Source organism: Nonomuraea sp. NPDC049709 (genome assembly GCF_040674815.1).
Taxonomy (GTDB): Bacteria; Actinomycetota; Actinomycetes; order Streptosporangiales; family Streptosporangiaceae; genus Nonomuraea.
The window spans coordinates 158,978-180,777 of record NZ_JBFANM010000015.1 but is presented as its reverse complement, the minus strand read 5'-3'; the positions used below and the strand labels follow the sequence as shown (position 1 = coordinate 180,777).

Annotated in this window: 19 protein-coding genes; 5 read left to right on the top strand and 14 right to left on the bottom strand. The window is 71.3% G+C overall.

All coding sequences use genetic code 11. From position 1 onward, the window contains the following. The first annotated feature begins 245 nt into the window (after positions 1 to 245). Entirely contained in the window at positions 246 to 1,319 is a 1,074-nt protein-coding gene (locus tag AB0J69_RS17565; protein WP_364118005.1) for a PLP-dependent cysteine synthase family protein, read from the top strand. Here AB0J69_RS17565 and AB0J69_RS17560 read toward each other — a convergent pair. Then, entirely contained in the window at positions 1,316 to 2,293 is a 978-nt protein-coding gene (locus AB0J69_RS17560; RefSeq protein ID WP_364118004.1) for an iron-siderophore ABC transporter substrate-binding protein, read from the bottom strand. The genes AB0J69_RS17565 and AB0J69_RS17560 overlap by 4 nt on opposite strands. A gap of 101 nt (positions 2,294 to 2,394) precedes the next feature. Between AB0J69_RS17560 and AB0J69_RS17555 the strand changes: the two genes are divergently transcribed. From AB0J69_RS17555 to AB0J69_RS17545, 3 genes are read left to right on the top strand one after another with little or no spacing between them, the layout of a single operon-like run. Then, the gene (locus AB0J69_RS17555; protein ID WP_364118002.1) at positions 2,395 to 3,429 is read left to right on the top strand and encodes an iron ABC transporter permease; all 1,035 of its coding nucleotides are present in this window, start codon (positions 2,395 to 2,397) and stop codon (positions 3,427 to 3,429) included. Then, positions 3,429 to 4,472 (top strand): iron chelate uptake ABC transporter family permease subunit, encoded by a 1,044-nt coding sequence (locus AB0J69_RS17550; RefSeq protein ID WP_364118000.1) that lies wholly within the window; start codon positions 3,429 to 3,431, stop codon positions 4,470 to 4,472. Before AB0J69_RS17555 ends, AB0J69_RS17550 begins: the two co-directional genes overlap by 1 nt. Then, the gene (locus tag AB0J69_RS17545; RefSeq protein WP_364117998.1) at positions 4,469 to 5,260 is read left to right on the top strand and encodes an ABC transporter ATP-binding protein; all 792 of its coding nucleotides are present in this window, start codon (positions 4,469 to 4,471) and stop codon (positions 5,258 to 5,260) included. The genes AB0J69_RS17550 and AB0J69_RS17545 overlap by 4 nt, the downstream gene beginning before the upstream one ends. Positions 5,261 to 5,374: 114 nt before the next feature. On the opposite strand, the gene AB0J69_RS17540 is transcribed toward AB0J69_RS17545, so the two are convergent. The 6 genes from AB0J69_RS17540 to AB0J69_RS17515 all read right to left on the bottom strand — a co-directional run bounded on the left by AB0J69_RS17540 (position 5,375) and on the right by AB0J69_RS17515 (position 14,016). Continuing rightward, positions 5,375 to 7,051 (bottom strand): tetratricopeptide repeat protein, encoded by a 1,677-nt coding sequence (locus AB0J69_RS17540; protein ID WP_364117996.1) that lies wholly within the window; start codon positions 7,049 to 7,051, stop codon positions 5,375 to 5,377. 267 nt (positions 7,052 to 7,318) lie between these two features. Then, positions 7,319 to 8,494, bottom strand: coding sequence for a signal recognition particle-docking protein FtsY (ftsY, locus tag AB0J69_RS17535; RefSeq protein ID WP_364117994.1), 1,176 nt, complete (start codon positions 8,492 to 8,494; stop codon positions 7,319 to 7,321). Between the two features lie 53 nt (positions 8,495 to 8,547). Continuing rightward, on the bottom strand, positions 8,548 to 12,261 hold the full coding sequence (smc, locus tag AB0J69_RS17530) for a chromosome segregation protein SMC (RefSeq protein ID WP_364117992.1): 3,714 nt from the start codon (positions 12,259 to 12,261) through the stop codon (positions 8,548 to 8,550). Positions 12,262 to 12,428: 167 nt separating this feature from the next. Further along, a complete protein-coding gene (locus AB0J69_RS17525; RefSeq protein ID WP_090938435.1) occupies positions 12,429 to 12,623 on the bottom strand; it encodes a hypothetical protein in 195 nt (64 codons plus the stop codon). A 190-nt stretch (positions 12,624 to 12,813) separates the two neighbouring features. After that, complete coding sequence (locus AB0J69_RS17520) at positions 12,814 to 13,104, bottom strand: acylphosphatase (protein WP_364117990.1); 291 nt, start codon at positions 13,102 to 13,104, stop codon at positions 12,814 to 12,816. Between the two features lie 9 nt (positions 13,105 to 13,113). Continuing rightward, positions 13,114 to 14,016, bottom strand: a complete 903-nt coding sequence (locus AB0J69_RS17515) for a LysR family transcriptional regulator (RefSeq protein WP_364117988.1) — start codon at positions 14,014 to 14,016, stop codon at positions 13,114 to 13,116. 93 nt (positions 14,017 to 14,109) lie between these two features. Between AB0J69_RS17515 and AB0J69_RS17510 the strand changes: the two genes are divergently transcribed. Further along, positions 14,110 to 15,285: an MFS transporter gene (locus AB0J69_RS17510; RefSeq protein ID WP_364117987.1), complete on the top strand. Its 1,176-nt coding sequence runs from the start codon at positions 14,110 to 14,112 to the stop codon at positions 15,283 to 15,285. On the opposite strand, the gene mutM is transcribed toward AB0J69_RS17510, so the two are convergent. The 7 genes from mutM to recG all read right to left on the bottom strand — a co-directional run bounded on the left by mutM (position 15,233) and on the right by recG (position 21,709). Continuing rightward, positions 15,233 to 16,078, bottom strand: a complete 846-nt coding sequence (mutM, locus tag AB0J69_RS17505) for a bifunctional DNA-formamidopyrimidine glycosylase/DNA-(apurinic or apyrimidinic site) lyase (RefSeq protein WP_364117985.1) — start codon at positions 16,076 to 16,078, stop codon at positions 15,233 to 15,235. The genes AB0J69_RS17510 and mutM overlap by 53 nt on opposite strands. Positions 16,079 to 16,299: 221 nt before the next feature. Further along, entirely contained in the window at positions 16,300 to 17,019 is a 720-nt protein-coding gene (gene rnc / locus AB0J69_RS17500) for a ribonuclease III (protein ID WP_364118032.1), read from the bottom strand. A 212-nt stretch (positions 17,020 to 17,231) separates the two neighbouring features. Continuing rightward, complete coding sequence (rpmF, locus tag AB0J69_RS17495) at positions 17,232 to 17,411, bottom strand: 50S ribosomal protein L32 (protein WP_033409409.1); 180 nt, start codon at positions 17,409 to 17,411, stop codon at positions 17,232 to 17,234. A gap of 1 nt (position 17,412) precedes the next feature. Continuing rightward, entirely contained in the window at positions 17,413 to 17,964 is a 552-nt protein-coding gene (locus AB0J69_RS17490) for a YceD family protein (RefSeq protein WP_364117983.1), read from the bottom strand. 72 nt (positions 17,965 to 18,036) lie between these two features. Next, entirely contained in the window at positions 18,037 to 18,513 is a 477-nt protein-coding gene (gene coaD, locus AB0J69_RS17485) for a pantetheine-phosphate adenylyltransferase (protein WP_364117981.1), read from the bottom strand. Between the two features lie 14 nt (positions 18,514 to 18,527). Then, positions 18,528 to 19,094 carry a 16S rRNA (guanine(966)-N(2))-methyltransferase RsmD gene (gene rsmD / locus AB0J69_RS17480; RefSeq protein ID WP_364117979.1) on the bottom strand — a complete coding sequence of 189 codons (567 nt, stop codon included), beginning with the start codon at positions 19,092 to 19,094 and terminating at the stop codon, positions 18,528 to 18,530. Between the two features lie 428 nt (positions 19,095 to 19,522). Continuing rightward, a complete protein-coding gene (gene recG / locus AB0J69_RS17475) occupies positions 19,523 to 21,709 on the bottom strand; it encodes an ATP-dependent DNA helicase RecG (protein WP_364117977.1) in 2,187 nt (728 codons plus the stop codon). Positions 21,710 to 21,800: the final 91 nt, after the last annotated feature.

The window sequence follows — 21,800 nt, the reverse complement described above, 5'->3', positions numbered from 1 at the left end:
GATCAATTCATTCCCCCTTGCGCTATCCCCCGTTTCGGCACAAGCCGCCTGACAGCGGTTCCATCATCGCAAGACCCAGGTAAGGGACGCGTTAGGGAGGTTCCGCCTTGGCCAGAAGGGGTTTCCGTCCATCTGCTCGCGGCGTGCGTGGTCACGTCCACGGCCGGACAAGTCTCATTATCATAACACTACCCACCCAATATTGCAGTAATAGTGGCGAGGGTCACATGGGATAGCGTATGAGGATGAGTTTCGTGGACCGTCACGACACGGGCGCACGCCGCTGGGTGGCTGAGGCCATACGCAAGGTCGAGGCCGACGCCAACCGTAGTTGCGACACACATCTGCACGTCTTTCCGCTTCCCTCGCACTGGGGAGTAAACCTCTACCTGAAAGACGAGTCAGTGCACCCAACAGGTTCACTGAAACACCGACTTGCCCGGTCTCTATTCCTGTACGGCCTGGCCAACGGCTGGATCGGCCCGGCCACGACCGTGGTGGAGGCGTCGAGCGGATCCACCGCCGTCAGCGAGGCGTACTTCGCCCGTCTCCTCGGCCTGCCCTTCATCGCGGTGATGCCCGCGTCCACCTCGCCGGAGAAGATTCACCTCATCGAGTTCTACGGCGGGAAGTGTCACCTGGTCGACGATCCCGGTGCGATCTATGACGAATCTCACCGCCTCGCCGCCGAGACCGGCGGCCATTTCATGGACCAGTTCACCTACGCGGAGCGGGCCACCGACTGGCGCGGCAACAACAACATCGCCGAATCCATCTATTCCCAGATGTCCTTGGAGCCCCACCCGGAGCCGGCCTGGATCGTGGTCGGGGCCGGAACCGGAGGCACCTCCTCCACGATCGGCCGCTACATCCGCTACCGCCGCCACCCCACGCGCCTGGCCGTCGTCGACCCGGAGGGCTCGGCCTTCTACCCGAGCTGGACGGCGGGCGACACCTCCGTCACCGCCCCGGGCTCGCGCATCGAGGGCATCGGCCGCCCCCGCGTCGAGCCCTCGTTCCAGCCCATGGTCATCGACCGCATGATCGCCGTGCCGGACGCCCGCTCGATCGCGGCCATGCACTGGACGCGCGAGGTGACCGGCCTGGACGTCGGGGGCTCGACGGGCACGAACATGGCGGCCTGCGTGGACCTCATCTCGGAGATGCGCGCGGCGGGCGAGCCGGGCAGCATCGTGACCCTGGTGTGCGACCGCGGCGACCGCTACAAGGGCACCTACGGCGACCCTCGCTGGCTGGCCGCCAACGGCCTCGACATCGAGCCCCACCTGGCGGAGCTGCGCGCGTTCCTGACGGGTTAGGAGGCCGGCGTGGCCGGGTCGACGCCGAACAGCTCGGCCACGTCGTCCAGGATCGCGTGCGCGCCCTGGATGCCCACCGCGCTCATCCACGTCAGGTCGCTGACCTCGTGCTTCTCGCCCTTGAGCGTGCCCCACAGCGGGTTGCCGACGAACTTCTCCTTGGGCCCCTCGGACGCGGGGTCCGGGTAGGTCGCGACGAAGATGTGGTCGGCGTCCAGGTCCGCGATGCGTTCCTGGCTCACGTCGACCGCGATGGCGTCCTGCTTGGTCGGCTGGCCCTCGGGACGCGGGAAGCCGACGTCCTTCATGACCACCCCCGAGTAGGAGTTCTCCACGTACAGCCGGGTCGTCGGCTCACCCGCGAAGCGCACGATGGAGATCGTCGGCAGCTCGCCGTCCTTCTCCTTGATCGCCGTGCCGATCTTGCCCGCCCGCTCCTCGAACGCCTTGATCCTCGTGTCGGCCAGGTCCTCCTTGCCCAGGGCCTGGCCCATGAGGCGGAGGTTCTCCTTCCAGATGGCCCCGGTGGTCTCGCTGAAGACGGTCGGCGCGATCTTCGTGAGCTTGTCGTACAGGGCCTCGTGCCGGACCTTCGCCGAGACGATCAGGTCAGGCTTGAGCGCCATGATCTTCTCCAGGCTCGGCTGCTCCAGCGTGCCGACCGGGGTCGCCTCCTTGCCGTACTGCTGGGCGACCGTCCCGAGGTAGTCGGGCAGCTTGGTGTCGATCGACCGGTAGGTGGTGTAGCCCACCACCGGCGTCTCAAGCGTCAGCACCGCGTCGACGAAGCTCTGGTCGAGCGCCACCACCCGCTTGGGCTGCGCCGGGATGACCGTCTCGCCCATCGCGTGCTTGACGGTCCTGAAGGGGGCCGCGCTCGCGGAAGGGGCGGCCTCGTCCGCCGGCTCCGCCGAGCCGCAGGCGGCCAGTCCCATCACGAGGAGCGCCCCGACCAGCGTGCGCAACGGTCTCATCAGATCCCTTTCCCGAATAAGTAAGGCAAACCTAAATTAGGTTAGCCCTGCCTAAGCTGGCATACTTCACCAGGATCGGGCAAACGATGAGGAGGACACGGGTGAGCGCAACCGCCATCGCCCCGCGTCTTCATGGCATCCGGCACCGCCGGCTCACCGTCCTGCTGGTCCTCCTCGCCGCCGTGGCGGTCGCGGTGGTGCTGAGCATCACCATCGGCTCCAAGTCCGTCCCGCTCGGCGACGCCTGGCACGCCCTCACGGACCCGACCGGCACCGAGAACGACATCGTCATCCGCTCGCTCCGCGTCCCCAGGACCGTCTTAGGAGTCCTCGCCGGGGTCGCGCTCGGCGTGGCGGGCGCGCTCATGCAGGGCCACACCCGCAACCCGCTCGCCGACCCCGGCCTGCTCGGCGTCACGCAGGGGGCGGCGTTCGCGATGGTTGCCTCGATCATCCTGCTCGGCGCCTCCAGCCTGCTCGCCTACATCTGGTTCGGGCTGGCGGGCGCGCTGGTGGCCAGCGTGGCGGTGTTCGCGCTGGGGATGGTGGGCGGCCGGGGCGGGCCCACCCCGGTCACGCTGGCGCTGGCCGGGACCGCGGTGAGCGCCTTCCTGTACGCGCTGACCTCGGCCATCGTGCTGCTGGACGAGCAGGCGATGGACGTGTTCCGGTTCTGGCAGGCGGGCTCGATCGCGGCCAGGGGCGCCGACGTGGTGTGGCAGGTGCTGCCGTTCATCCTGGCCGGGCTGGTGCTCGCGATGGTGAACGCCCCCGGGCTCAACGCGCTCTCCCTGGGCGAGGACGTGGCCAGGAGCCTCGGCCAGAACATCCCCCTGACCCGGACCGTCGGCGTCGCCGCCGTCACCCTGCTGTCGGGCGCGTCCGTCGCGGCCTGCGGCTCGCTGGCGTTCGTGGGGCTGATCGTGCCGCACCTGGCCCGCCCGCTGTCGGGCACCGACCATCGGTGGCTGCTGCCGTACTCGGGGCTGGTCGGCGCGGCGCTGCTGCTGATCGCCGACGTGATCGGCCGCGTGGTCGCCCCGCCCGGCGAGCTGGAGGTGGGCGTGGTGCTCGCGCTGCTGGGTGCCCCCTTCTTCGTCGCCCTGGTACGCCGCAGGAAGCCCGTACGACTGTGATGACCACTCTTCCCCTTCGCGTCGGCGGCCTGTCCTGGCAGGTACGGATCCGCGGCGTCGCCATCACGTCGACCGGCCTCGTCCTGCTCGCCCTGCTCATGGCTCTGAACATGCGCATCGGCGACATCGAGATGACGCTGCCGGAGGTGGTCGCCGGCACGTTCGACGTCAACAGCGCCGCCCACTTCGTCATCATGGAGCTGCGCCTGCCGCGCGCCCTCACCGGAGCCCTGGTCGGCGCCGCGCTGGCCCTGTCGGGCGCGATCATCCAGTCCATCGCGCGCAATCCCCTGGCCAGCCCCGAGATCCTCGGCGTCACCACCGGCGCCTCGGTCACGGTGGTGGCCGGCGTCGTGGCCACCGGCAGCGTGTTCGGCGGCGCCAGCGGCCTGCTGGCCACTCTCGGCATCCCCGCGCTCGCCCTGCTCGGCGGCCTGCTCGGCGCGGCCATCGTGTACGGCCTGGCCTGGCAGCGCGGCCTGGACGGCTACCGCCTGGTACTGGTCGGCATCGGCGTGGCCGCCGTGTTCACGAACGTCAAGTTCTGGCTCCTGACCATCGGCGACGTGAACGACACCAGCCGCGCCATGGTCTGGATCAGCGGCTCGCTCAACGGCCGCGGCTGGGAGCACGTGACACCAACGGCGCTGGCCCTGATCGTCCTGGTGCCGCTCACCCTGCTCGGCACCCGCTCCCTCGACGCCCTGCGCTTCGGCGACGACACGGTCACCGCGCTCGGCGTGCGCGTCAACCTGGCCCGCGCCCTGATGATCCTGGCCGCCGTGCTGCTGGCCGCCGTGGCCACCGCGTCGGCGGGCCCGATCGCGTTCGTGGCCCTGGCCTCGCCGCAGATCGCGCTGCGGCTGGCCCGCTCGGCGCAACCGCCGCTGCTGTGCTCGGCGGTCATCGGCGGCGTGCTCACCACGGCCGCAGATCTGATCGCGAGGACCGCGTTCTCCCCGCTCGAACTGCCCGTCGGCATCGTCACGGCCGTCCTGGGCGCCCCGTACTTGATCCATCTGATCTGGAGGTCGCGAAAGTGAGACTGCAGGCCGCCGGCGTCAAGCTCGGGTATGGCGACCGCGTCATCGTGGACGGACTCGACCTCGGCATCGAGGCGGGCACCGTGACCACCATCATCGGCCCGAACGGCTGTGGCAAGTCCACGCTGCTGCGCGCCCTCGGCCGGCTGCTCAAGCCGCAGGGCGGCGAGGTGCTGCTGGACGGCAAGCGCATCGACAGGATTCCCACCCGCGAGGTGGCCAAGATCCTCGGCGTGCTCCCCCAGGCGCCCACCGCCCCCGAGGGGCTGACCGTGGCCGACCTGGTGGCCAGGGGGCGGCATCCGCACCAGACCTGGTACCGGCAGTGGTCCTCCGACGACGAGGGCGCGGTCGCGGCGGCGCTGGACATGACCGGCCTGGCCGACCTGGCGGAACGGCCGCTGGAGGAGCTGTCGGGCGGGCAGCGGCAGCGGGCGTGGATCTCCATGGCCCTGGCCCAGGGCACGGACCTGCTGCTGCTCGACGAGCCGACCACGTTCCTGGACCTGGCTCACCAGGTGGAGGTGCTGGAGCTCGTCCGGCACCTGCATCAGGAGGCCGGCCGCACGGTCGTCATGGTCCTGCACGACCTCAACCTGGCCGCCCGCTACGCCGACCGCCTCGTGGCCATGCGCGCCGGCCGGGTGATCGCCTCCGGCACCCCGCACGAGGTGCTGACCGAGGAGCTGCTGCGCGAGGTGTTCGAGCTGGACGCCAAGATCATCGCCGACCCGGTGGCCGGCACTCCCCTGGTCGTCCCCATCGGCCCGCTCTCCCCCCGCACCTGACCGCTCGGCGGGAGCCGCCGGGCCCCGCACGCGCCCGGCCGGTCATCGCTGGGCTCGTTCCCCGGCTCATTCCCCGGCTCGTTCCCCGGCTCATTCCTCGGCTCGTTCCCCGGCTCATTCCTCGGACAGGGCGCGGGCGACGTCCTCGTCCTCGGGGGCCAGCTCCGCGGCCCTGAGCAGGTCCTGGCGCGCCTGCCGGACCAGACCCGCCGCCCGGTACACCAGGGACCGGTTGAACAGCAGCTCGGCCGTCTCCTCCAGCTTCAGCGCCCGCGACAGGTCGCTCAGCGCCGCCTCGTTGTCGCCGCGCTCGAAGGCCAGCTCCGCCCGCCCCGCCCAGGCCGCCACCAGCTCGGGATCGAGCTCCAGGGACTGGTCGAAGGCCACCCGCGACTCCGGGTAGCACCCCTCGGCCAGCTCGACCTGCCCGAGCACGCACAGCAGGTGGGCGTCGCGGGGGGCGAGGGCCAGGCCGCGCTCCACGTCCCGCCGGGCCCGCACGTAGTCGCCGGCGGCCACGTGCAGGCCGCAGCGGTTGACGTACGCGGGCGCGAACTCCGGGTCCAGCTCCAGTGTGTGGTCCAGGTCGGCGCGGGCGCCCGGCAGGTCGCCGGCGGCGTAGCGGAGCTCGGAGCGGTTGTAGTACGCCTCGGGGAAGGGTGGGCTGAGCCGCATGACCGCCTCGTAGTCGGCCAGCGCCTCCTCCGACCGGCCCAGATCGTGCAGCAGGTTGCCCCGGTCGAGGTAGTAGTCGGGGTAGCCGGGGTCGGCCTCGATGGCCCGCGTGTAGTCGGCCAGCGCCGCCTCCCGCCGCCCGGCCAGGGCCAGGAGCTGGCCCCTGTTGGCGTACAGGACCAGCCGGTGGATCGGGTGCTCGTCGGGCAGGTGGGTCTCGGCCAGCTCGATGGCCTGCCGTACGAGGTCCATGGCCGCGTCGTGGCGGCCCCGGCGCACCTCGACCAGGGCCTTGCCGTTGAGGTCGAACCCGAGGTGGAAGGCCCGCTCGCGGGGGTCGGGCAGCAGGGACGTGATCGTGATGGCCTCGTTGATCCAGGCCAGGGCCTGCTCGGGGTCGCGGCGGGCGTGGTCGTGGTGGCGTACGAGGATCATCGCGGTGGCGTACGCGGCGGTGGCGCGGTGCTTGGGATCGGTGCTCACCCGCCTGGCCCGGTCGTAGAGCTCGCGGGCCTCGTCCTCGCGCTCGATCGCCTCCAGGGACGCGGCGACCCGCTGCAGCAGATGCTGCCAGCGCTCCGGCCCGTCCTCGTACGCCAGCCCGCGCAGCACCTCCAGCCCCGACTCGGCCATGGCGTGGTGGAAGCCCTCGTCGCGGTAACGGTCGAAGTCGGCCGGCAGCGATCCCGTGCCGGGGGCCGAGGGCCCTTCCTCGATCGTCAGGAGCTCGGGGTCGATCCGGCGGCGCAGCACGGTCACCAGTTCGACGTCGGTGTGGTCGGCCTCGCCGAGGTTCGAGACGGTCAGCGTGAGGGGGCCGGTGCGGGCCAGGTGGTCGTGGACGAACTCGGCCAGCCCGTTGGCGATCCGCAGGCTGCGGCGGGCGCCCGGCACGAGCACGCGCTGCTCCCGGGGCAGGTCGTCGGCCAGCGACCGGCGGCGGGCGGGCACGATGTCGCGCAGGCCGGGCGCGGCGGCCCGGATCTCGATGTCGTGTGCGGCGACCAGGTCGGGCCTGCGCTCCAGCGCAGGGGGGACCAGGTGGGTGAGCAGTGCCGCACCCAGCGTGTAGGGGCCGCCGATGCGGCGGTCCGCGTCAAGAATGATCGTGTCCACGCGGGCTGCTCTTCCGTGGTGCGGCGGCCGGCGCCCCGCGGGGGACGCCGGCCCTTGGCGGTTCAGGCGTTGTGCCTAGGCGCCGCGGCTGCGGCCGGCTTCACGGTTCCTGGCCGGTGAACGACGATCTTCTTCATGGGCGGCCTTTCACGTACATGCGGGACCGAACGATCATTGATGACCGATACATGTCAACACATGGAAAAGTCGCCGATCAACATTTATCTGGTAAGGGCTAATTCAACGGTAATTACGGCGCAACCGGAACTACTCACCCAGGATCGCGTCCACGAACACCTCGGGGTCGAAAGGCGCCAGGTCATCCGGCCCTTCACCCAGCCCCACCAGCTTGACGGGCACCCCCAGCTCCCGCTGCACCGAGATCACGATGCCGCCCTTGGCGGTGCCGTCGAGCTTGGTCAGCGCGATGCCGGTGATGTTGACCACCTCGGCGAACACCTGGGCCTGGCGCAGGCCGTTCTGGCCCGTGGTGGCGTCGAGGACCAGCAGCACCTCGTCGACCGTGGCCTTCTTCTCGATGACCCGCTTGACCTTGCCCAGCTCGTCCATGAGGCCGGTCTTGGTGTGCAGGCGGCCGGCGGTGTCGACGATGACGGCGTCGACCTTCTCTTCGATGCCCCTGGCGACCGCGTCGAACGCCACGGAGGCCGGGTCGCCGCCCTCGGGCCCGCGCACGGTGTCGGCGCCGACCCGCTCGCCCCAGGTCTGGAGCTGGTCGGCGGCGGCGGCGCGGAAGGTGTCGGCCGCGCCCAGCACGACCTTCTTGCCGTCGCCGATGAGCGAGCGGGCGAGCTTGCCGGTGGTGGTGGTCTTGCCGGTGCCGTTGACGCCCACGACGAGGACGACCGCCGGCCGCTCACCGTGCTTCTGCACGTGCAGCGTGCGGTCGAGGTCGGGGTTGACCTGTGCGAGGAGCTGCTCCCTGAGCAGGGCGCGCACCTCCTGGTGGGTGCGGCTGCCCAGCACCTTGACCTTGGTGCGCAGCTCCTCGACCATGATGCGGGTCGGCGCGACGCCCACGTCGGCGGTGATCAGGCTCTCCTCGATCTCGTCCCACACCTCGTCGTCGAGGCGGTCGCGGGACAGCAGCTCCAGCAGCCCGCGCCCGAGCGCGCTCTGCGAGCGGGCCAGCCGCGAGCGCAGCCGCACCATCCGGCCCGCGGACGGCGGCGGAACCTCGATCTCGGGCTCGACGACCATCGGCTCGGCGGGCCTGGCCGGCGGGGGGAGCGTGGTGGTCGCACCCTCCGCCTCCTCGCCCGCTCCCGCGGGCCGCTTCTCCTCCTCGGGAAGTACGGGGGCCTCTGGCGGCTTGACCGGCGGGGGTGCCTTGCGCCCCGGCCTGAACAGCAGGAAGAGACCGCCGGCCGCCAACAGGGCGACGACGGCCACGATCACGATGACGCCGAGGTAACCATCCACAAGATGTCAGTTTTCCAGATCGACCGGCATGCTCATGCCCAAGGCCACACCGATCAGGCGGACTCGCGCTCCCGGAGCCGCTGGCTGACCACCTGTGTCACGCCGTCACCGCGCATCGACACGCCGTAGAGCGCGTCGGCGATCTCCATCGTGCGTTTGTTGTGGGTGATCACGATGAGCTGCGAGCTCTGCCGCAGCTCCTCGAACAGCCTCAGCAGCCGCTGCGTGTTGGTGTCGTCGAGCGCGGCCTCGACCTCGTCCATCACGTAGAACGGCGACGGCCGCGCCTTGAAGATCGAGATCAGGAACGCCACCGCCGTCAGCGAGCGCTCCCCGCCCGACAGCAGCGACAGCCGCTTGACCTTCTTGCCCGGCGGCCTGGCCTCCACCTCGATGCCGGTGGTCAGCATGTCGGAGGGCTCGGTGAGCACCAGCCGCCCCTCGCCGCCCGGGAAGACCCTGGTGAAGATCTGCTCGAACTCCCTGGCCACGTCCTCGTAGGCCGAGGTGAACATCTGCTCCACCCGGTCGTCGACCTCCTTGACCACGGTCAGCAGGTCGCGCCTGGTCTTCTTGAGGTCCTCCAGCTGCGAGTTGAGGAACGTGTGCCGCTCCTCCAGCGCCGCGAACTCCTCCAGCGCCAGCGGGTTGACCTTGCCCAGCTGGTTCATCTGCCGCTCGGCCGCCCTGGCCCGCTTCTCCTGCTCCTCGCGCACGTACGGGACGGGCGGCTCGCCCGGCACCGGGGCCTGCGGGCCGTATTCGGCGATGAGGGCCTCGGACTCCACGCCGAACTCCTCCAGCGCCCGCTGCTCCATCTGCTCCAGCCGCAGCCGCTGCTCGGTGCGGGCGACCTCGTTGCCGTGCACCCGGTTGACCAGCTTGTCCAGCTCCTGGCCCAGCTCGCGCACCCGCAGGCGGACCTGCTTGAGCTCGGCGTCGACGGCCACCCTGGCCAGGTCGGCCTCGTCGCGCTCCCTGGAGGCGAGCTGGACGGACGCCGAGAGCGCCCCGAGCACCTGCTTGGCGCCCTTGCTGACGGCCTCGGCCACGGCGGCCTGCCGCCTGCGCCTGGCGCGCTGAGCGGCCGCCTGAGCGCGTTCCTCGCGTTCCCGCCTGGCGGCACGCAGCAGACCGTCGGCGCGGCCCTCGATGCCCTTGACGCGCTCCTCGGCGGTGCGGACCTGCAGCCGGGTGTCCATCTCCCGCTGCCTGGCGGCCTCGCAGGCGCTCGCCAGGTCGTCGCGCAGGTCGGTGGTGGGCTCGGACTCCAGCTCCTGGGCGTATTCGGCCTCGGCCAGGCGGATCTCCAGCTCGGCCAGCTCCTCCAGGCGCTCGGCACGCCCCTCCTCCGCCCTCGCCACGCTCGCGGCCAGGCGCTCGGCCTCGTCGCGGGCCGCGTTGGCGGCGGCCTCGATCTGGGCCAGCCGCTTGGCCGCCGCCGCGTTGCGCTGGTCGGCCTCCCGCTGGCGGCCCCTGACCTGGTCGAGCGCGCCCTGGGCGGCGCTCACGCCGGCCTGGGCGGTGGTGACGGCCGTCTGTGCCTCGCTGACGTGTGCCTGGGCGGCCTCCAGGGCGGTCTGCGCGACCTGCTCGCCGGCGATCGCCTCGTCCAGCGCCGTGGCGCTCTCCTCGGCCCTGGCCTCGGCCTCCTCCAGGTCCCTGACGGCCTGGTCGAGCGCCGCCCGCACCTGGAGCACGGAGGTGCCGCCCTCGGACCCGCCGGTGGTCACGTGGGTGCCCACCAGGTCGCCCTGCGTCGTGACGGCACGCAGCCGGGGGTGGCGGTCGACGACGGCGCGGGCCGTCTCCAGGTCGTCCACCACCACGACGTCGGCCAGCACGTGCTCCAGGGCGGGGCGCAGGTGGTCGGGCACCGTCACCAGGCCGGCCGCCCACCGGCCACCGCCGGGGGCCGCCGCGCGCGTGGTCTCCCCCCGGCCGGGGGCCGCCGCGCCTCCTTCACCGTCCGTGCCGCCGCCGAGCGCCACCAGGAGGGTGGCCTGGCCCGAGCCCTGGGTGCGGAGCAGCTCCAGGGCCTCCACGGCGGTGTCGAGGGTCTTGACCGCGATCGCCTCGGCGACGGGCCCCAGCACGGCCGCCACCGCCGGCTCGGCCCCGGGGCTCACCTGCATCGAGGCCGCCAGCGGCCCCAGCACCCCGCCCAGGTCGGCCTCCAGCAGCGCCGCGCCGCCGTCGCCCTTGGCCAGGCCCAGCTCCAGCGCGTCGCGGCGGGCTGCCAGGGCCGCCACCGAACGCTGCGTCTCCTGGTCGGTGGCGCGGGCGGTGCCCACGCCCGCCTTGGCGGCCTGCAGCGCGGCGCGCGGCGCGTCGAGGCCGGACTTGGCCTCCTCCAGGGCCGCCCGGGCCTCGTCGGCCGCCGCCCTGGCCTCCTCGACCACGGCCTGCGCGGTGGCCAGCTCCTCGGCCAGCGCCGGATCGACGGCCGGCTCCTCCAGCCGCTGGGCCTCCAGGTCCTCCCTGGCCCGCCGCTCGCGCTCGGCCGCGCCGGCCACGGCCTGCTGGAGCCGCCCGATCTCCTCCTCGGCGGCCCGGGCCCGACTACGTACGGAATCGACCTGGCCGCGCAGCTTGGCCAGGCCCTCGCGGCGGTCGGCGGCGGCCCTGGCGGCCAGCGCGAGCCGCTGCTCCTCGGCGCTCAGCCCGGCCTCGGCCTCGGCCCGCTGCTGGACGGCCTCCTCCAGCAGCTCCTCCGCCTGCTCAAGCTCGGCCTTGAGGATCAGCTCCCGCTCGCGCACCTCGGCCGCCTCGCGTTCGAGGTCCTCGGGGTCGCGGCCGCGGCGCTCGATGGCGGCGGCGTCGAGAGCGTGCCGGTGGCGCTCCGAGGCGAGCTGCTCCAGGCCGGTGATGCGCTCGCGCAGGGACGAGAGCCTGAAGTAGGTCTCCTGGGCGGCCGCCAGCCGCGGCTGGGTCTCGGCCTCGGCGGCCTCCAGCGCCGCCTCGCGCTGCTGCCCCTCCGCCAGCTCGGTCTCGACCTGGTGCCGCCTGGCCGTGATCGCGGCCTCGTCGGCCGCCTCGCGCTCCAGCGTGGCGCGCAGGATGCACACGTCGTCGGCCAGCAGGCGCAGGCGGGCGTCACGCAGGTCGGCCTGGATGACGGCGGCCTTGCGGGCGATCTCCGCCTGGCGGCCCAGCGGTTTGAGCTGGCGGCGCAGCTCGGTGGCGAGGTCCTGGACCCGGGTCAGGTTGGCTTGCATGGCGTCGAGCTTGCGCAGCGCCTTTTCCTTGCGCTTGCGGTGCTTGAGCACGCCCGCGGCCTCTTCGATGAAGGCCCGCCGGTCCTCGGGGCCCGCGTGCAGCACGGCGTCGAGCTGTCCCTGCCCGACGATCACGTGCATCTCGCGGCCGATGCCCGAGTCGGACAGCAGCTCCTGGATGTCGAGCAGGCGGCAGGTGTCGCCGTTGATCGCGTATTCGCTCTGCCCCGACCTGAACATCAGCCGGCTGATCGTGACCTCGGTGTAGTCGATCGGCAGCGCGCCGTCGGAGTTGTCGATGGTCAGCGTCACCTCGGCGCGGCCGAGCGGCGGCCGGGAGGAGGTGCCGGCGAAGATCACGTCCTCCATCTTGCCGCCGCGCAGCGACTTGGCGCTGTGCTCGCCCATGACCCAGGCCAGGGCGTCGACGACATTGGACTTGCCGGAGCCGTTGGGACCCACCACACAGGTGATGCCCGGTTCGAACCGCAGGGCGGTCGCGGAGGCGAAGGACTTGAAGCCGCGCAGGGTGAGGGTCTTCAAATACAAGCGCGACCCCCTTCTCCCTGAACGGACTTCGGAAAAGCCTACTGGTCATCACTGCCCCACGTGGGCATCTACAGTCGCGACCACGCTTGACCAGGAATTTCCGTTTCAGGGCAAATAACAAGGGACGCCTCTCAGAGACGTCCCTGGGTCTTGCGCTCCGATCACTCTCAGGTGAGTGCCGGCTCGCGCTCTTGCATGCGGCTTAGCGCCTCGTCGCGGGTTTGCGCCGCAAGAGCGTCATTGGTGGCCTGAAGTCGGATGAGTTCTGCCTCCAGATCCCGGATACGCTGCTGCAGGCGGCGCATCTCCGAGACCATTCGAGGGTCAGGACCGCCGACGTGGCCGAGTAGAGCCTTCGCCATGGTAAAGGGTCCTCCACGCTGAGTGACCAGACTGGTTCGCGCACTTCTATTCCGCGGGAGGGGTGCGCGTGGTACCTAACAAGAGTCGCACCGGCAGTGTGGGCGGTCAAGTCGAACGAACCGCTGCGCCCTACTGATGGGCACTCCCGACATACAACTATACCCTATTTGGGCGGTTTAACGAAAGCGGCTACCTCTCTACAAAACCGGCCAAACTACCTCGTGGTTCGCTCCAGCGTTCCACTACTCCATCCACCCTGCCCGGCGTGTCGCAACCTCTGAGCAGCTCCAGCAGCTTGACGCACGACTCACGCGGCCCCTCCGCGACCACCTCGACGCGGCCGTCGGTGGTGTTGCGGGCCCACCCGGTCAGGCCGAGCTCCAGCGCCCGCGCCCGGGTCCACCAGCGGAAGCCCACCCCCTGGACCCGGCCCCGCACCCAGGCGGTCAGCCGGGCACTCTCCCCGTCGCTCTCCGGCATCTCGTCTCCTCACGCCACCAGGGCCTCGACCGTGGCCGCCTGCCCGACGGCCGCCTCGTTGAACGCCCGGACGGCGGCCGTCTCCCGGCCCTTGACCCAGGCCAGCCCGAAGATCGACGCGGGCAGCCCGGTGACGGGCACGAACCTGATGTCGGGCCGGCTGTGCTGGGCCGCCGTGGGCGTGCAGAACAGCATGCCACCCCTGTTCAGCGCCACCTGGGTCAGGCCCTCCTGAGTGGTGGCCACCCGACCGGCCAGCGGAATCGGGCGTCCCGAAGGGGTCACGGAGGGTGCGATCCGCTCCTGCCACGAACGCGGCGCCGGGCCGTCCAGCCCGATCAGGGGTACGGAGGCCAGCTCCTCCACCCCGATGCCCGCCCGGCCCGCCAGGGGATGGCGGACGGACAGGCCGAGCCGGTGGGAGACGTGGTTCAGGCCCCCGCCCGTCGCCAGGTCGGGCTCGTCCACCGGCAGCAGCGTGAACGCGATGTCCACCTGCCCCGCCCGCAGCCTGCTGAAGGGGTCGGCGAGCGGGATCTCCACCAGCTCGACCGCGCAGCCGGGGTTGCGGCGCTCGAACGCGCGTACGCTGCCCGTGACGACGTCGGTCGGCGTGGCCAGGAACCCGACCCTGATCACCCCGGTCACCTCGCGGGCGGCCGCCTTGGCCCGGCTCACGGCGCCCGCCAGGCCGTCGTAGGAGGGGCGCAGGTCAGCCAGGAAACGTTCGCCGAGCGGGGTGAGCCGCACCCGCCTGCTCGTCCGGTCGAAGAGCCGCCCGCCGATCCTGGTCTCCAGGGAGCGCATGAGCTGGCTCACGCGGCCGGGCGACAGGTAGAGGCGCTCGGCCGTACGCGCGAAGTGCAGCTCCTCGCTGAGCACGATGAAGCACTCCAGCTCCCTGAACTCCATTCCCGCCTCCGGCTCGATCGCTTAGCTCACCTAAACCAAGCCTTCGGCCTTCGCCATTGTTCCCGCGCGGGCGCCGGCCAGAGGCTGGGCCGCATGACCATGACTGACGTTTCCAGCCCCGTACGGGCGCGCTGGCTCGCCGTGACCTCGGTCGCGGTGGGCACCTTCACCGTTGTGACCAGCGAGATGCTGCCGGTGGGCCTGCTCACCTCGATCGCCTCGGATCTCGGGGTGTCGGCCGGCACGGCCGGGCTGTCCATGTCGGCCCCCGGGCTGGTGGCCGCCGTCTCCGCGCCCGCGCTGGCGGTCACCGCGCGCCGGCTCGACCGGCGCGTCCTCCTGCTGGGGCTGATGGCGCTGCTGGCGGTGGCCAACCTGGCCGCCGCGCTCGCTCCGAACCACCCCGTCATGCTGGCCGCCAGGGTGCTGACCGGGGTGAGCATCGGCGGGTTCTGGGCCTTCGCGGCCGGGATCGGGACGCGGCTGGTGCCCGGGCGGTCCGTGGGGCGGGCCACGTCGATCATCCTGGCCGGGGTGTCGGTGGCGTCGGTGCTGGGGGTGCCGTCGGCGACGTTCGTGTCGTCGTTCGCGGGGTGGCGCAGCGCGTTCGCGGCCACGGGGGTGCTGGCGCTCGCCCTGCTCGCGCTGCTGGCGGCCACGCTGCCGCCGCTGAGGCCGTCGTCCGGGCCCGAATCGTCCCCCGCGCCGGAAAAGCGCTTCTCGTGGCTCTCAGGGCCGCTCAAGGTCGTCCTCGTCCTGACCACCCTGACCGTCTCCGGCCACTTCGCGGCCTACACCTACGTGCGCCCCTTCCTGGAGCAGGTCTCGCACGCCGGCCCCGCCCTCGTCGGCACCGCGCTCCTCCTGTACGGCGCCGCGGGCGTGGCGGGCAACTTCGCCGCCGGGGCGCGGGCGGCCAGGAGCCCCCGGGCCACGCTGATCGTGCTGGCCACGCTCATGGCGCTGGCCACGGCCGCCCTCGCGCTGACCGGCCTGCCGCCCCTGGCCGCGCTCGTGGTGTGGGGGCTGGGCTACGGGGGCGTCGGGGTGACCCTGCAGCTGTGGATCATGCGGGCGGGCGGGGGCGAGCTCGCCACCGCGCTCTTCGTCGGCGCCTTCAACGTCTCCATCGCGCTGGGCGCCTTCGCCGGGGGCCGGATCGTGGACGGCGTGTCGATCTCCGCCGTCATGTGGACGGGCGCCGGGCTCGCGGTGCTCAGCGCGGCCGTCGCTGGCATCTGGGGCAGGAGTAGGACGACCGGTTCATGAACGCCTCGCGCATGATGGCCGTGCCGCAGCGGGAGCAGGGCAGGTCGCGGCGGCCGTACACCTCCAGCGAGCGCTCGAAGTATCCGCTCTCGCCGTTGACGTTGACGTACAGGCTGTCGAACGACGTGCCCCCCTGCTCCAGCGCGGCCGCCATGACCGTGCGTACGGCGGCGAGCAGCTCGGCCACCTTGGGCCGGGTGAGCGTCTCGGTGGGGCGGGCCCAGTGCAGCCTGGCGATCCACAGGGCCTCGTCGGCGTAGATGTTGCCGACGCCGCTGATCAGGGACTGGTCGAGCAGTGCCCGCTTGATCTCGGTGCGCTTCGCCCTGAGCCTGCGGGTGAACTCGGCCTCGTCGAACACCGCCTCGAACGGGTCGGGCGCGATGTGCGCGATCGGCTCCGGCACGCCGTCCACCAGGGGGCTGAGCATGACGTGGCCGAACGTGCGCTGGTCGATGAAGCGCAGGTCGGGGCCGCCGTCCTCGAAGCGCAGGCGTACCCGCAGGTGTTTCTCCAGCGGCGAGTCGGAGTCCACGACCAGGAGCTGGCCGCTCATCCCCAGGTGAGCCATGAGCGCGTCCTCGCCGCCGGACAGGGGGAGCCACAGGTATTTGCCGCGGCGCTCCGCGGACAACACCGCGCGGCCCTTGAGCCGCGCGGTGAACTCCTCGGGACCGGGCACGTGACGCCTGATGGCGCGGGGGTGCAGGACCTCCGCCACGGCGATCTCGCGCCCGACCACCCATTGCGCGAGGCCGCGCCTGACGACCTCGACCTCAGGCAGCTCAGGCACTTCGGACCTCGCCCTCTGAAGAACTCTGGGGGAACCTAAATCTCACCTTTTGGACAACGTTCGGCGGCCTTCCCCGCTTCCGGGACACGCGTCCCGGGCGATGCCTCCAGGACCGGCCGGAAGGCCCTTGCCGGACACTTCCGGACCGCTGTCTCCGCGGCTTCGATGGCTGTCCGGCCGAAGGGATCGCGCAGAGTCTCCGGGCGTCTCCGGGCGGGCGTTCAGCCCGCCGGCTGGCTCTCGCGCTGCTCCCGGCGGGCCCGGATGCGGGTCCACGCCGCCTCGGCCGCCTGCTGCTCGGCCTCTTTCTTGCTGCGGCCGGTGCCGGAGCCGTAGGACTCGCCACCGACCCGCACCATCGCCGTGAACGACTTGGCGTGGTCGGGGCCGCTCTCCTCGACGTGGTATTCGGGCACGCCGAGCGCCTCGGAGGCGGTCAGCTCCTGCAGCGAGGTCTTCCAGTCGAGCCCGGCGCCGAGCGAGGCGGAGCGCACGATCAGCGGGTCGAACAGCACGTGCACCACCCGGAACGCCTCGTCGAGGCCCTTGTCGACGTAGATCGCGCCGATCAGCGCCTCGAGGGTGTCGGCCAGGATGGAGGACTTGTCGCGCCCGCCGGTGCCCTCCTCGCCTCTGCCCAGCCGCAGGAACCGGCCCAGGCCCAGGTCTCTGGCCACGTCGGCCAGCGCACGCATGTTGACCACCGCGGCGCGCAGCTTCGCCAGCTGGCCCTCGGGCAGGTCGGGGTGGTTGCGGTAGAGAGTGTCGGTGACCACCAGGCCCAGCACCGAGTCGCCGAGGAACTCCAGGCGCTCGTTGGTGGGCAGGCCACCGTTCTCGTACGCGTAGGAGCGGTGCGTCAGCGCCCGCTCGAGGATGTCGGAGTCCAGGCCGACTGACAGGACCCGCTCCAACTCGTCTCTGGCGACCTCGACGGCCACCGGCTTAGGACCTGCGCCCACGTGCTTCCTCCTCGGACATCTTCACATGGCGCGTCGGCTGCGAATGATGCCCGAAAACGTGGTGGGCGTCGGGGTAACGCGTAGCCCCGGCGTCCACCACGACCGCGGGCGAACCGCCGCCGCACGCATCTGAGACGGTAACGCCGACCGAGGCACTTTGGCACCCGGTCGGCATCACGTCAACTGGCGGATCAGGCGGACGGCTCGATGACCTGACGACGGTTGTAGGTGCCGCAGGTGGGGCACGCGATGTGCGGCTGCTTGGGCGAACGGCACTGCGGGCAGCTCACCAGGGCGACAGCAGTCGTCTTCCACTGGGAGCGACGGGCGCGGGTGTTGCTCCGCGACATCTTTCGCTTCGGGACGGCCACGTCACTTCTCCTGATCGTTATCTTTGTCGGAAATCAGACCCTGCAACGACGCCCAGCGGGCGTCGATCTTCTCGTGCCGGTGGTCTTCGCCGGCCTCGGCCAGCTTGACCCCGCATTCCGTGCAGAGCCCCGCGCATTCCTCTCGGCACACGGGACTCAGCGGCAGTGCGAGCACCACCGCGTCGCGGAACGTCGGCTCGAGGTCGAGCAGCTCACCGTCGAGCAGTGAGTCCTCCTCCGAGGCGTCCTCGTCGGAGTAGAAGAACAGCTCCTGCAGGTCGACCTCGATCTCCGAGGTGACCGGGTCGAGACACCGCGCGCACTCCCCGGCGAGCGGGGCCTGCGCCGTGCCTGACACGAGCACGCCTTCCATCACTGCTTCGAGCCGGAGATCCAGCTCGACTTCGGCATCCTTGGGGACACCGATCATGTCGACGCCGAGATCCGCCGGTGCCGGGAGGGTCAGGGTCATCTGCCGCATCGTCCCCGGCCGCTTTCCCAGGTCGTGAGTCGAGATCACCCAAGGGGAGCGGGGGTCGAGGTGCTGAGTCATCCTGCTCTCGCTAGGCATGGCGAAAACGATCGCCGTCTTACAAGGCCGAAATGAAAGGATAGCAGGTCGCGCTCAGCCCCTGAGCCGCTCGATGAGCAGCTTGTGGACGAGATCGGGCACGAGGCCCGAGACGTCCCCACCGTATCGGGCGATCTCTTTCACCCGGGAGGAGGAGAGGAACGAGTATTCGGGGTTCGTGGGCATGAACAGCGTCTCCACCCCGGACAGGCGGTAGTTGAGCTGCGCCATCTGCAGCTCGTAGTCGAAGTCGCTGACCACCCTGATGCCCTTGACGATGGCGGGGATGCCGTTCTGCCTGCAGAAATCGACCAGCAGGCCGTGGAACTTCCGGACCTTGACGTTCGGAAATTCCTTGGTCACGGTCTGCAGGATCTCGATCCGTTCGTCCACCGTGAACAAGCTGCTCTTCTCGACGTTGATGAGGACTGCCACGGTCACCTCGTCGTACAGCCGTGCTGATCGGCCGATGATGTCGAGGTGGCCATTGGTGATGGGGTCGAACGACCCCGGGCAGACTACGCGGCGCAAGACGCCTCCCAGGTCTACGGGTTCCCGGCGGCGCGACCGTACCAAACGGACGCTTCGCCATATCGACGGACCCTCTCCTCAACGTACCCTTCGGGCCACATCAGCGGCTTTCCCCTGCTTTCCCTCTCGAACGCCACCAAGCCCCCATCAACCAGCCACCCGTTGTCCCGCAGCAGCTCAAGCGCCCTCTGGACCTCGTCGTCGGACACGGCGTAGGGCGGATCGGCGAAAACGATGTCGTACGGCGCGTCGGGCGCCTTCACGAGCATCCGCTCGACCTTGTCGGCCACCACGCGGGCGCCTTCGAGGGCGAGCGACTGGACGTTGGCCTTGATCGTGCGGACCGCCTTGGGGTCCGACTCGACCAGCACGGCCTCGGCCGCGCCCCGCGACAGCGCCTCCAGGCCGATCGCGCCCGAGCCGGCGTACAGGTCGAGGACGCGGGTCCCGTGGAGTCCGTACAGCGAGTCGAGCGTCAAGAAGATGCCTTCTCGCGCCCTGTCGCTGGTAGGTCTCGTGCCGCGCCCCGGTGGCACGGCCAACCGCCGCCCACCCGCCGTGCCTGCGATGATCCGCGTCATGTGACCCATTGTTCCGCATGTTCGCGCAGGTCAAGAGTGGACAAGTGTCTGCCTCGACTACGCAAGGGTGATTCACATCGGGCCGGTGGGCCCGCATGATGAGTCTGCGGCCTTCAAGGTGACCCACATGAAGGCCGACCGGCGTGATCGTGAGCCCTTCCGCACGCCGGTTCCCTCGGCACCTGACCCGAGGGTGGGCCCAGCCGGGGACGGCATTCGGGGGGAGGCCGTCCCCGCGGCTGGGGCCCATTTTTCTTTCTTCCGTCACGCGCTGCCGTGGCCGGCCACCCGCCGCACTTCGGCTGATGGCCCTCCAGGAAACGGCCGCTGACCCTTCACCGGCCGAGCGCCGTTACGCGAGCCCACCTTGACCGGCCACGTGGTTCATCCCGCATCCGCCGTAAGGTCCCGGCGCTCCGCCTCACCCGTCAGGTCTTCTCCAGGTATTCCGCCCGCTCGTCCTCCAGCAGCCGGTCGATCTCCGCCCGCAGTCCCGCGTTGCCGGTCAGCTCCGGGTCCTCGGCCAGGAGCTCCGCCGCCTCGTCCCGGGCCGTGGCGATCACGTCCTCGTCGCGGAGGAGTTGCAGCAGCTTCAGCGACGACCGCTTGCCCGACTGCGCCGCCCCCAGCACGTCGCCCTCGCGCCGCTGCTCCAGGTCCACCCGCGACAGCTCGAACCCGTCCAGCGTGGCGGCCACCGCGTCCAGGCGGGCCCGGGCCGGGGTGCCCTCGGGGAAGTCGGAGACCAGGAGGCAGAGGCCGGGCAGGCCGCCGCGGCCCACGCGGCCGCGGAGCTGGTGGAGCTGGGAGACCCCGAAGCGGTCGGCGTCCATGATGATCATCACGGAGGAGTTGGGGACGTCCACGCCGACCTCGATCACCGTCGTGGCCACCAGGACGTCGAGCTCGCCCCGCGTGAACGAGCGCATGATCGCGTCCTTCTCCTCCGGCGGGAGCTTGCCGTGCAGCGTGCCCACCCGCAGGTCGTGGAAGGGGCCCTGGGTCAGCAGGTCAGCCACGTCGAGGACGGCCAGCGGCGGCCGGCGCTCCTCGCCCGCCGTCGTCTCCGAGGCCGCCGCCAGGTCGCCCTCGTCGCCCTCCAGGTCGCCGATGCGGGGGCACACGATGTACGCCTGCCGGCCCAGCGCCACCTCCTCCCTGACCCGCTGCCAGGTGCGCTCCAGGTAGTGCGGCTTCTCGGCGGCCGGGACGACGTGGGTGGTGATGGGCGCGCGGCCCGACGGGAGCTGGGACAGCGTCGAGACCTCCAGGTCGCCGAACACCGTCATGGCGACCGTGCGCGGGATCGGGGTGGCGGTCATGACCAGGACGTGCGGCCGGCCCCCGCCCGCCTTCTCGCGCAGCGCGTCACGCTGCTCCACCCCGAACCGGTGCTGCTCGTCCACCACGACCAGCCCCAGGTCGGCGAACTGCACGTGCTCCTGCAGCAGCGCGTGCGTGCCGACGACGATGCCCGCGGTGCCCGACGCCGCGTCGAGCAGGGCCGAGCGGCGGGCGGCGGCGCCCATCGAGCCGGTCAGCAGCGTGACCGCCGTGCCCCCGAACATGCCTCCCTGCGCCAGGTCGCCCAGCATGTTCGTGATCGAGCGGTGGTGCTGCTGGGCCAGCACCTCCGTGGGCGCCAGCAGCGCCGCCTGACCTCCGGCGTCGACCACCTGGAGCATCGCGCGCAGCGCCACCACCGTCTTGCCCGCGCCGACCTCGCCCTGCAGCAGCCGGTGCATCGGGTGCTCGAGAGCCAGGTCGGCGGCGATCTCCTCGCCCACCTGTGCCTGCCCCTCGGTCAGCGAGAACGGCAGGCGCGTGTCGAAGTCGGCCAGCATCCCGTCGGAGCGCCGGGGACGGGCCTTGGCGGGCCAGGCGGTGGCGGCCTGTCGGCGCTGGAGCAGCACGGCCTGCAGCACGAACGCCTCGTCGAACTTCAGCCGCCGGCGCGCCCGCCCCACCTCCGCGAAGTCCTTCGGCCGGTGGATGGCCACCAGCGCCTCGCCCAGATCCTGCAGCCCGTGGCGGGCCCGCAGGTCCGCGGGCAGCGGATCGTCCAGGGGCCCGAGCGTGTCGAGCACGACGCCGACCGCGCGCCTGATCGCCCACGGCGTCAGGTCCTTGCCCGCCGGGTAGATCGGCACCGGCGCCGACGCGAACTCCTCCGCGCTCGCCTCGCTCTCCTCGAACAGCTCGAACTCCGGGTGCGCGAGCTGCCAGCGCGGGCTGGTGCGCGACCCGAACAGCCCCACCTTCCCGGCGAACATCCCGCGCCGCCCCGGCTTGAGCCGTGACTCGGCCACGTGGGAGCCCTTGCCGAAGAACGACAGGTAGATCTTGTTGCGGTTGCCGTCGACGACCTCGACCTCCAGCCAGGTGCCGCCGCGGTTGCGCATGGGTTTGCGCATGAGCCTGGTGACCTCGCCGACCACGGTGACGTGCTCGTCGACCTCCAGCGCGTCCAGCGAGGTCAGCTCGCCGCGCTCGGCGTAGCGCCGCGGGTAGTGGCGCAGCAGGTCGCCGACCGTCTCCAGGTCGAGCACGCTGTGCAGCAGCTTGGCGGTCTTCGGGTCGAGCGCCTTCGTCAGAGGCTCGTCGAAACGGCTCACGGCAATAAGTTCTACCGCCTGCGGCCGACAGGAATCCCCGATGACGCCGCCGGTGTCGCTCCGGGCCGCTCAAGAGCGGGTGGCGGCGGCT